We start from the raw sequence: 10,905 nt of genomic DNA on the forward strand, positions 1-10,905 counted from the left end.
GTGTCGGATTGCGGGGTGTCAGCCGCATGGATGCGGCTGCCAAGCCTACAAGGACGTACTTGCGGCGTCCCCGCAATCCGACACCGCCCCGCCTCCCACGGAATGCCAGCTGTTGCTGTTGCCTTGGCCGCTGCCTCTGCGGGTGCCGGGCGCCGCCCGGCCGAACCCCCGTTACCTCAACAGCTGCGCGGTCATGCCCAGCGGCCGTGCATGCTCATCCATGTGCAGGGTGATGGCCTTGGCACCGAACATCTGTTCGGCAAGCTGATCGCTGGCACCCAGCGAATGGGCGATCTCCGCACGACTTGCGTCCTCGTGCGGGCCGCGCCGTTCCTTGCCGGAGAAGCGGTAGCGGTTGTACTCGGCCCAGGCGATCAGCAGCAGCGCACAGCACGCCAGGATCACCGGCAGGGCGATGATCACGAACGGGTCCAGATGCTGCTTGCGCTCGTACAGCTGCAGCCACGCCAGCTGCCCACCGAGCAACCAGGACACCAGCGTGACCAGCGGTGCCCACAGGTAGAAGTAGAACCCCCAGAATGCCAGGGTCACAAAGCCCCAGGCGGTGCGCTGCAGGCGGGGCTGCTTGAGCGGCTTCTGGATCAGGCGCGAGTCGAAGCGGTTGGACGGCGTCCTGGCAGTCCTCTGGCGATGTGCGTTCATCGGATACCTCTGTCTGGGCTGACCCAGGTGGCTCGCTTGCCACGCCGCCGGAGAAGGGTCTTCGGCAGCGCCACCAGCGTGGTGAAYAGGCTGATCAACCAGTACGCCATCGGGTACCAGATGACCCAGAAATAGTTGCGGCCGATATGCGTTTCGTAACGCCTGTCGATGATCAGGCTGCTGGCGAACTGCAGCAGGCAGACCAGGGCCAGGATCACGCCATGCCATTGCGGCAGCAACGTGTCGATGTACAGCGACGGCGGCATCGGGATGAACTTGCCCACTGCCCACAGCAGGATGATCACCAGCATGGTGTAGGCCCACAGCACGCTGAGGATGTATTCCAGCAGCACGCCCCACATCCGCCGCTTGCGCCAGCTGAACAACGAGGAGCCGTGGCGCAACAGGACTTCCACGCCGCCCTGTGCCCAGCGCAGTCGCTGCCGCCACAGGCCCTTCAGCGTTTCCGGCATCAGGATGAAGCACAGCGCATTGGGCTCGTAACGGATGTCCCAATGATCCAGCTGCAGCCGCCAGCTGATGTCGATGTCCTCGGTGACCATGTCATCGGCCCAGTAGCCGATGCGATGCAGGGCGGTGCGACGGAACGCGGCAATGACGCCGGACACGGTGAAGATGCGGCCGTACACGCGTTGGGCGCGCTTGATCATGCCGATGATCGAGGAGAACTCCGCCACCTGCAGGCGGCCGAGCAGGGTGGAGCGGTTGCGGATGCGCGGGTTGCCGGTCACCGCACCCACGCGTGGGCCGCTGGTCAGGTGCCAGACCATCCAGTGCATGGCGAACTCTTCCAGCATGGCATCACCATCGATGCACACCAGGTACTCCGATCTCGCGGCCAGCGCGCCCATGCGCAACGCGTTGGCCTTGCCCAGGTTGCGGTCCAGGTGGACCACGCGCAGGCGCGGATGAAGCTCTGCAAGCGCGTCCAGGCGGGTGCCGGTGTCGTCGGTGCTGCCATCGTTGATGGCGATCACCTCAAAGTCCGGATAGCGCTGGGCCAATGCCGCGCCGAGGGTGTCGTCCAGGTTCGCCGATTCGTTGTGGCACGGGATCAGCAGGCTGGCGAACGGATACTCCGCCATCGGTGGTGGATCGTTGCGCGGCCGCGACTTCCGCTCACGGCGGAAGAAGTAGTACAGGCCCCCGGACATCCAGAAGAACGCCATCACCATGGGGTAGAAGAAGGCGAACTGGAACATGGCGTTGAGCCACGGATTCATGTCCACGTCACTTCTCCGGATACGGGAAGTTGCGCGCGGACATCGCCGCGCGTGCATCCTGGGTCGACGGCTTGTCGGCGATGAAATCGTCCGGGTACCACGCGAAATGGCGCACGCCCTGTGCCTGCAGGCGGCGGATCTGCGCGCGCAGCTGTTCGCCGCTGATCGGCCGCTGCGTGCGCCAGTCCACGGTCTGCAGCTCGAACATCGTGTGCTTCAGCTCGGGGTCGTGCGCACGCACGGCCACCACCAGCTTGTYCAGCCAACGCTGCGGGCGGCGGCTGCCTTCCATCCACGGCATCGCCATCAGCGCGGTACGGTCGTAAGCCTTGTTAAACAGGTCCAGGCGCTGGGCGAACCACGCCGCGCTCTGCGGCTCCAGCACCGGCTGCGCGTACAGGTTGCGCACGGTGCCCAGCTTGGGGCGCCAGCGTTGTGCGCTGTCACGCAGTTCCAGGGTGAAATCAATCAGCGCCTGGGTGCGGCCGCCGTCGCTGCCTTCCTGCGGCAGCTGGGCAAGTTCGGTATCGCGCACGTAGCCGTCATCGTGGAACAGCAGGCCTTCGAAATACGAATTGATCGCCAGGTCTTCGTAGATGTCCTTGATGATCTGTCGTGCCTGCGGCTTGGTGAAATCCAGGCGGTACATGCCATCGCGTTCCGGGCTCTGGATGCCCAGCGCCGCACGCTGCGCAGCGTCGGGCAGTTCATAGCCCAGCACCGGCAACCACGCATACACCTTCACCCCGGCACGGGTTTTCAGCTGCCAGGCGACGCGGTTGAACAGGTCCGCGCGCATCGGCAGGTGGCGGTTCGGGAAGTACAGGGCATCGGCGGTGTTGTTGCCGTCCGGATCGGCGAAGGCCTGCAGGTAGACATGGGTCGGGCCGATCCGCTTCACCCGCTCGATCAGCGCATCCAGGTTGCGCGCCTGCTGTGCAGGGTCGCTGTCGTAGACCGAGTCCATATCGATCTGCAGTGCACGGGTGCCGTCCAGATTGACGTTGCGGCGCAGCTCGAAGGCCAGCGAGGTGATGTTCGGATTGCTGGTCACCAGCAGGCGTGCCAGGCCATGCAGGTCGGCCGTCACCGGCGTGCTGCGACCTTCCAGGTCGAAGGACACCGGCATGCCCAGCTGCTCGGCGATGTCGTTGCTCAACTGGTTGTAGGCGGCATACGGCCAGACGATCGCTTTCGGGCGTACACCCAGCTCCTTCTCGATGCGCTGTACGCTGCGGCCGAGATCGTCGCGCAGGCGCTTCTCGTACTCCTGCGCGCTTTCATAGCGCTGCGCCTTGGGGTCGTAGATGCGGGTGATCACCGCCGGGGTCTGGTTGCCCTGCGGGTTGGACTGCACGCCGTGGTGCAGGTTGTCGGTATGGCTGGCCAGTTCGATCAGGCCGCTGGCCTGCATCTCGCGCAGCTGGTCCCAGGTCAGGAAGTCGTCATGGCCGAAGGGACGGTAGCCGTAGTCGATGGTGCGGCCCGGTGCCATGTCCACGTAGTCGGTGATCACCGCCACCAGCGCCGGATAGTTGTACGCGCGCAGCAGCGGATAGACGCGGCTGTACACGCTGCGCAGGCCGTCGTCGAAGGTCAGCAGCACCGGTCGCGGCGGCAGCGTTGCTTCGCCGCGCGAGGCCTTGATCAGCTGTGACAGCGAGACCGGGTGATAGCCATGCGCGGACAGCCAGTCCAGGTGTGCGGCGAAGTTCTGCGTGCTGACCGCGTAGGCGTCGCCGTCGGATTTTTCCAGCACATCATCGCGCACGTCGTGGTAGCTGAGGACCAGCAGGCCGTTGTCGGCCGCGTCCAGTTCCGCGGCCGAGCTGGCGCGCTGGGCTGCGGCAGGCAGGGCGAGGGCCAGCAGCGCCAGCAGCAGTACGGTCGTCAGGTTGCGAAGCATCCGTTCCATCTCATTCTCCCCAGCGCAGCGCGGCATCGAAGCCGATATGTCGTTCACGTTGGCCGTCGTAGACCGGCCGCGACCAACTCACGCCGTACTCGAGGATCCGCCCTTGATCGAACTGCCATTCGTGGCGATAGGCCACGGTCGGAATGATTGAACTGCCAAAACCTTCCTGCCAGTAGTTGCCCACCGAGACCGTCAGGCGATGGCGGAAGTGGCGCTCGTAATGGCGCCACAGCTGTTGATCGATGCGCAGGCCCACTTCCACCGAGCGATCCCGCGAGGGGTTGAAGTAGGGTGCATCGTCGCGGCTGCCACGGCTGGTGTAGACGCTGCCCACGCCATCGATCAACAGGCGCGGGCGGGTCAACAGCCGTTGTTCGATCGCACTGTTCAGCGTATCGCGGCGGTTGCCATCGTCGTAACGGAACTGGCTGCCACCGAAGCTCCAGTGGGTGCGCTCGTTGCGCGTGTAGTCCACTGCAACCGCAACGCTGTCAGCGGTGATGCCGGCCACGCGTGCCTGCATCGAGGCTTCCGGATCATTGCGGGCAGCGGTCACGCCGGCGTGCCAGCGATCATTGAACTGCCAGCCGAAGCCGCCGCGCAGGCCGGTGTCGCCGATGCTGTCGTTGGGGCGCATCACCGCTGCCTCGGCATCAAGGCGGTCGAACCGGTAGCGCACGCCGGCACCGATCCACAGCGGGTCGATGTCCTGGTCCTGGAAGCTGACCGAACGGCGGTCGGCGAAGGCAAACAGGCGCCAGCGGTCGTTGAGAACCGGCGAGGCCACTTCCACGCCGTAGTGCAGGTCGTCGTTGCCCAGCGGTGAGGTGCCGCCACCGCCGGAACTGCGGCCACCCTCGACCTTGGCCAGCAGCTGCCAGCCGCGATGGGCGCGCCAGTCACGGTCCATGCGTTGCACCGCCGGCTGGCTTGGATAGCGTGCCAGCAGGTCGTCATGCAGCGGCCGCGCCAGGTCGTCGCGTTGCAGCTGCACGTAGGATTCGTACATGCCCAGGCGCGGCGCGATGTCACGCGGGTCCAGCGTATAGGCCATCTGGTGGCGCTCAAGTGCCCGCCGTGGCCAGCCGCGCATCTGGTAGACGCTGCCCAGTGAAGTCTGCAGGCTGCCATTGCCCGGGCCGACCTCGACCAGGGCTTCCAGTTCGCGCTGGGCCGTGGGCAGGTCGCCGCTGTAGGCCCGCACCATCCCCAGGTTCAGGTCGGCCTCGTAACGCGCCCAGTTCTGGAAGGGGGTCTTGCCGCCGCCCCAGCGCCAGGCCGGTTCGTCCTTCTGCCAGGCCTGCAGGTAGCCCACCGCCTTCTCCGCCTGCTCTGTTTCCAGATAGGCATAGGCCAGCTCCGAGCGTGTCTCGAAGCGTGAGGGATCGTTCTTTGCGGCGGCCTCCAGCAAGGGAATGGCCTCCTCCGGGTTCTGGGTGGCCATCAGCGAGTCGCCTACGGCTGGCAGCACGTAATCGGGCAGGGCATGGCCTTCGCGCTGCAGCGCCCGCGCCTCGTCGCGCACCTGCGCGTGACGGGCCAGGCGGTTGAGCAGGATCAGCCGGTCCATGCGGATACGCAGCGGCGCCTGCGCCTGCGTTGTGCCATCGCGCTCGACGTACTGCTCCATTTCCGCCAGCGAAGCCTCGGCCTCGTCCAGCCGGGTGTCTTCGCTTTCCCCGTAGGCCAGGCTCCAGTTGACCAGCTTGGCCACGTAGTTGGCCTCCAGCCGCGCTTTCTGGTCCTGGTCGAACAGGTTGGGCCGGGCCTGGTAAAGCCGCCAGGCGCGATGGGCGTTGCCGATGTCGCCCAGGGTCAGGACCTGCAGCTTGTACAGCAGGTCGTCGTTGGGCTCGCGCAGCTGCGCCCGCTCGATCGCTGCCAGTGCATCGACCCAGCGTGCCTGGTCACGGTAGTGCCCGATCTCGGCGAGCCGGTCGGCGCGCGTGATGACGGTGGGCGGCGAGGCCGCGTGGGCCCAGCACGCCAAAGTGGCGCAGGCCAGGCCGACGCACAGCGCCAGCGGACGATGAACAACCATGAGACCCCCCTAAGCATCCATTGCTGAACGATGTGCTCAAAAGTGTGACGCACATCACATGCCAACTATAGCTGACGCTCTGCCAAAGCGCCTACTTCCTATCCGTACCTTGTTGACGGAGAGTCCTTGGATGACCGGCCAGCCCTGTCGCAACGCGTTGTCGCGCATACACTTTTCTGCCGTCCACTGGAACGGCACGGGACAGCCAGGGGCCGCCCTGTGGGGCGATCCTGCTGGCAAGGCCAGTTCTGGACGCATAACGGGTCAGCTTCGGACACGCTACGTCACCTGCTGCGGCGGCGGTGTGTAGATCGCGGTAGTGGGGTGTGTGGGTCCAGCTTCACGGCGGCGGGCGTCAGCCCGCCGGTCCGGTCACCACAGGTCTTCCAGCTTGCGCGGCTTGCAGGCCACCCACGAGGCGCACAGCATCAGCAGTGCGCAGCCGAACAGGAAGGCGAAGGGCAGGGTCCAGCCCTCGCTGACGGTATGCAGCCAGCCGACCAGGAACGGGCCCAGGCAGCTGAAGCTGTAGCCCACGCCCTGCATGAAGCCGGACAGGGCCGCCGAACCGGTGGGGGTGCGCGTGCGCAGATTGATCAGGGTCAGCGCCAGCGGGAACGTGGACGGCCCGACGCCCAGCAGGCAGGCCCACAGCAACGGCGCCTTCATCGGGGCGAACAGCAGGCCGGCGAAGGCGATGACGAAGGCGGAGAAGCCGATCAGCACCAGCGGGAAGGGATTCTGCAGGCGCACCGCCAGCGATGGGATCACCAGCGATGGCAGCAGGCCCAGTGCCGAAAACACCGCGACCATCACCCCGCCGAAGGCGGGCGTGGCGCCGGCTTCGACCACGATGCGCGGCAGCCAGGTGAACATCGAATAGGTCATCAGCGAGGTCATGCCGAACATCAGCGTCATGYTCCAGCCCAACGAGGTACGCCAGACCTTGCCGTGCGGCTGCGCGGTGGGATCGCTGCTGTCCAGCACCGGCCTGGGCGCACTGCGTGCCAGCAGCATCCATGGCAGGGTCGCAGCCAGCGCCAGCAGCGCCCACATGCCCAGCGACACCCGCCAGCCTGCGGCGTTGGCCACCGGCACCGCCAACAGCGCCGGCATCATCGTGCCCAGCTGCAGCACGCTGATGTACAGCGTGCTCATGGTGCCGACCTTGTTGGCGAAGTAGCGCTTCACCAACGGCGGCACCACCACGTTGCCGATGCCCATGCCCGCCAGTGCGATCACCGAGCCCAGCAGCAGGGTGCCGACATTGCCGGCGCTGGAGCGCAGCAGCAGGCCGGCGGCAGCCATCAGCATCGCCAGCAGGGTGGTGCGCTCAAGGCCCAGGCGTCGTGCCAGCGCCGGGGTGGCGACGCCGAACAGAGCGAACGACGCGGTCGGCAGCATGCCCAGTACGCCGGTCATGGTGGTGCCGAAGCCGAACTGCTGGCCCAGCACGTCCAGCAACGGGGTGATGGAGGTGACGGCGGTACGCAGGTTGACCGCCGCCAGCAGGATCGCGACGAACGCCAGCACGCGCCCGTGCAGCAGTGATGGCGAAGGGGAGGTGGGCGAGGTCATGCGGTGTTCCTTGCAGGTGGCGCACGCCATGCAGAATGGCGTGCAGCGCCCGCACCGGGCGCGGCCGGTGTGGCAGGTGGGGGAGTGGCGGCCATTGTACGTGGCCGGGCCGGGTCGGGTCCCCGGCGGCATGTGCTGATGGCGGCGTAGCCGGGTGTCCCGGATTCCAGGTACAAAAAAACCCGGAGGACACTGATGTCTTCCAGGCTTCTTGGTGACCACCGRAGTGGTCGGGGAGACAGGATTCGAACCTGCGACCTCTACGTCCCGAACGTAGCGCTCTACCAGACTGAGCTACACCCCGAAGGAGCCGCCAAGAATACGGTGTGAAGGCCGTATCGGCAACCCTTTTTTACAGTTTCAACGCACTTCCTTGTCGGCGCGGGCGCTTTCGCGCGCTTCGAACCACATCCCGTTGAGGATGGCCACGACCGAAGCCAGGCCGGCGCCGAGAATCCAAGCGAAATACCACATGGTCAATCTCCTGTGTGCGAGGGGTGTGCCGACCCTGGGCCGGCACACGGGCAATCAGTACGCGTTGGGGTTGTCGTCCATGTCCTCGACCGTCGTCTTGCCCTTCAGCACGCGGTACACCCAGGTGGTGTAGGCGAGGATGATCGGCAGGAAGATGGCCGTGGCCAGCAGCATGACCCACAGCGTGAGGTGGCTGGACGAACTGTCCCAGACGGTCAGGCTGGAGGTGGGCTGGCTGGAGGACGGCAGCAGGAACGGGAAGATCGCAAAGCCGACGGTGAGGATGATGCCGGCAATGGACGCGCCCGAGGCGATGAAGGCCAGGCCGCCACGACGCGCGCGCAGCAGCACCGCGCTGGCAAGCGCACCCAGCAGGCCCAGCACCGGGAACACCAGCGTTGCCGGCATGCTGCTGTAGTTGCGCAGCCAGCCACCTGCGGCGGACCCCAGTTCGGCGGTCTTCAGCAGCGGATTGGTCGGCCCGTCGGTCACCACCTGCGAAGTGATCTGGTAGCCCGGCAGGCCGAAGGCCACCCAGGCGCCGGCAGCGGCGAACAGCACGAAGCTGATGATGGCGGCGATGCTGCCATAGCGCGCTGCACGTTCGGCCACCGGGCCGTCGGTCTTCAGCACCAGCATGGCCGCACCGTGCGACACCAGCATGGCCACGCTGATCAGGCCGGCGATGAGCGCGAACGGTGTGAGCAGGCCGAAGAACGAACCGGTGTAGGTCACGCGCAGGGTGTCATCGAAGTGGAACGGCACACCCAGCAGTACGTTGCCCACCGCGACGCCGGCAATCAGGCCCGGCAGCAGGCCACCGACGAACAGCACGCGGTCCCAGTTGTCGCGCCAGCGCTTGGACGGCAGCTTGCTGCGGTACTTGAAGCCGACCGGGCGCAGGATCAACCCGAACAGCATCGCAAACACCGCCAGGTAGAAGCCGGAGAAGCTGACCGCGTACAGCGGCGGCCATGCGGCGAAGATCGCGCCGCCACCCAGCACCAACCAGACCTGGTTGCCTTCCCAGACCGGGCCGACGGTGTTGATCACCAGCCGGCGTTCTTCATCGGTCTTTGCCACGAACGGCAGCAGCGTGCCGACGCCGAGGTCGAAACCATCCATGACGGCCCAGCCGACCAGCAGGATGCCGAGCAGCAGCCACCAGATCACGCGGAGCGTGGTGTAATCAAGTGCAATGAATTCCATCTGGATTCTCCTGCCTCAGGCCTGGCCGGGGGCAACGGCATTGGGGGAAACAGGGCGGATGTCGGCCTGCAGCGTCGGCAGGATGTCGTCCGGGCCCTTGCGGACCGCCTTCAGCATCAGCTTGATTTCGATGATCAGCAGCACCGTGTACAGGCTGGTGAACACCGCCAGCGTGGTCAGGATTTCATGCAGTGCCAGGCCCGATGCCGCGTAGAACGTGGGCAGCACGCCATCCACCGCCCACGGCTGGCGGCCGTACTCGGCCACGAACCAACCGCATTCGATCGCGATCCACGGCGCCGGCAGGCTCCACACGGCCAGCTTCAGGAACCAGCGCTTGTCCTGGAAGTTGTTGCGGCACGAGAAGTAGAAGGCCAGCGCGAAGAAGGCGATCAGGTAGAAGCCCAACCCGGCCATGATGCGGAAGGTCCAGAACAGCGGCGCCACGCGCGGTACGGTATCCATCGCGGCCTTGGAGATTTCCTCCGGCGTCGCGTTGAGGATGTCCTCGCGGTAACGCTTCAGCAGCAGGCCATGGCCGAGGTCCTGCCAATGGCGATCGAACATTTCACGCGCTGCAAGATCGGTCTTGTCCTTCTTCACCCGTTCCAGTGCGCCATAGGCGATCTGGCCACCGCGGATGCGGTGCTCCGCACGCTCCACCAGCTCCAGGATGCCCGGAATCGGCTGGTCCAGCGAACGGGTGGCGATCAGGCCCATCAGGTATGGGATCTTGATCGCGTAGTCGTTGGTGTGGGTGTCCTGGTTGGGAATGCCGAAGGCGGTGAAGTCGGCCGGCGCACGCTCGGTCTCCCACATCGCTTCGATCGCCGCCAGCTTCATCTTCTGGTGCTCGCTGGCGGCATAGCCGCTCTCGTCACCCAGCACCACCACCGACAGCGAGGACAGCAGGCCGAAGGCCGCGGCGACCGCGAACGAACGGCGGGCCATGTCCCTGTGCTTGTTGCGCAGCAGGTACAGGGCGCTGATGGACATCACGAAGATCGCACCGGTCACGTAACCGGCACTGACGGTGTGCACGAACTTGGCCTGCGCCACCGGGTTCAGCAGCACCGCGGCGAAGTCGACCACTTCCATGCGCATGGTTTCCGGGTTGAACACCGCACCGGTCGGGTTCTGCATCCAGCCGTTGGCGAYCAGGATCCASASCGCCGACAGGTTGGTGCCCAGCGCCATCAGCCAGGTTACGGTGAGGTGCTTGACCGGGCTCAGGCGCTTCCAGCCGAAGAAGAACAGGCCGATGAAGGTCGCTTCCAGGAAGAACGCCATCAGGCCTTCGATGGCCAGCGGCGCACCGAAGATGTCACCCACGTAATGGCTGTAGTACGACCAGTTCATGCCGAACTGGAACTCCATCACCAGGCCGGTGGCCACGCCGATGGCGAAGTTGATGCCGAACAGGGTGCCCCAGAACAGGGTCATCTGCCGCCAGACCTGCTTGCGGGTCATGACGTACACGCTTTCCATGATGGCCACCATGAAGGACAGGCCAAGCGTGAGCGGTACGAATAGGAAGTGGTACATCGCGGTCAGAGCGAATTGCAGCCGCGACAGTTCTACGACTGTCTGATCAATCATGGCCTGGCTACCTCGTTGGATAGTGCCGTTGCAGGTGGCGGGAAGGGTGGTCTACGGGGTGAATGATGTGACCGACTACTTCAAACAGCCTTGATCCAGATCAATGTATGAACAGGTATTCAGGAGGATCGTATGCCAACCCGATGAAGACTGCGACCGCCGGCCGCAGGGGAAGGCTGTTG

Annotated in this window: 8 protein-coding genes and 1 tRNA gene; all 9 read right to left on the reverse strand. The window is 65.5% G+C overall.

Translation table 11 applies throughout. From position 1 onward, the window contains the following. Positions 1 to 171: 171 nt before the first annotated feature. The 9 genes from pgaD to AC1DJN_RS16955 all read right to left on the reverse strand — a co-directional run bounded on the left by pgaD (position 172) and on the right by AC1DJN_RS16955 (position 10,723). Positions 172 to 663 (reverse strand): poly-beta-1,6-N-acetyl-D-glucosamine biosynthesis protein PgaD, encoded by a 492-nt coding sequence (gene pgaD, locus AC1DJN_RS16915; RefSeq protein WP_032978740.1) that lies wholly within the window; start codon positions 661 to 663, stop codon positions 172 to 174. Next, complete coding sequence (gene pgaC / locus AC1DJN_RS16920) at positions 660 to 1,907, reverse strand: poly-beta-1,6-N-acetyl-D-glucosamine synthase (protein WP_425602691.1); 1,248 nt, start codon at positions 1,905 to 1,907, stop codon at positions 660 to 662. Before pgaC ends, pgaD begins: the two co-directional genes overlap by 4 nt. A gap of 7 nt (positions 1,908 to 1,914) precedes the next feature. Next, positions 1,915 to 3,822: a poly-beta-1,6-N-acetyl-D-glucosamine N-deacetylase PgaB gene (gene pgaB / locus AC1DJN_RS16925; protein ID WP_478039545.1), complete on the reverse strand. Its 1,908-nt coding sequence runs from the start codon at positions 3,820 to 3,822 to the stop codon at positions 1,915 to 1,917. A gap of 1 nt (position 3,823) precedes the next feature. Next, the gene (gene pgaA, locus AC1DJN_RS16930) at positions 3,824 to 5,863 is read right to left on the reverse strand and encodes a poly-beta-1,6 N-acetyl-D-glucosamine export porin PgaA (RefSeq protein ID WP_442251536.1); all 2,040 of its coding nucleotides are present in this window, start codon (positions 5,861 to 5,863) and stop codon (positions 3,824 to 3,826) included. Between the two features lie 372 nt (positions 5,864 to 6,235). Then, a complete protein-coding gene (locus AC1DJN_RS16935) occupies positions 6,236 to 7,441 on the reverse strand; it encodes a CynX/NimT family MFS transporter (protein ID WP_478039548.1) in 1,206 nt (401 codons plus the stop codon). Positions 7,442 to 7,668: 227 nt separating this feature from the next. Next, positions 7,669 to 7,745 (reverse strand) — tRNA-Pro (locus AC1DJN_RS16940). Between the two features lie 56 nt (positions 7,746 to 7,801). After that, the gene (gene cydX, locus AC1DJN_RS16945; protein ID WP_025876452.1) at positions 7,802 to 7,915 is read right to left on the reverse strand and encodes a cytochrome bd-I oxidase subunit CydX; all 114 of its coding nucleotides are present in this window, start codon (positions 7,913 to 7,915) and stop codon (positions 7,802 to 7,804) included. Between the two features lie 54 nt (positions 7,916 to 7,969). Beyond that, a complete protein-coding gene (cydB, locus tag AC1DJN_RS16950; protein WP_025876453.1) occupies positions 7,970 to 9,124 on the reverse strand; it encodes a cytochrome d ubiquinol oxidase subunit II in 1,155 nt (384 codons plus the stop codon). 15 nt (positions 9,125 to 9,139) lie between these two features. Continuing rightward, complete coding sequence (locus AC1DJN_RS16955; RefSeq protein WP_478039551.1) at positions 9,140 to 10,723, reverse strand: cytochrome ubiquinol oxidase subunit I; 1,584 nt, start codon at positions 10,721 to 10,723, stop codon at positions 9,140 to 9,142. Between the last annotated feature and the right edge of the window lie 182 nt (positions 10,724 to 10,905).

Source organism: Stenotrophomonas sp. 05L414_2 (assembly GCF_056397905.1).

Excerpts from the sequence above, each read along its gene's own strand:
- cydB (WP_025876453.1), bottom strand. The coding sequence starts at position 9,124 with ATGGAATTCATTGCACTTGATTACACCACGCTCCGCGTGATCTGGTGG.
- cydX (WP_025876452.1), bottom strand. The coding sequence starts at position 7,915 with ATGTGGTATTTCGCTTGGATTCTCGGCGCCGGCCTGGCTTCGGTCGTG.
- pgaA (WP_442251536.1), bottom strand. The coding sequence starts at position 5,863 with ATGGTTGTTCATCGTCCGCTGGCGCTGTGCGTCGGCCTGGCCTGCGCC.
- pgaD (WP_032978740.1), bottom strand. The coding sequence starts at position 663 with ATGAACGCACATCGCCAGAGGACTGCCAGGACGCCGTCCAACCGCTTC.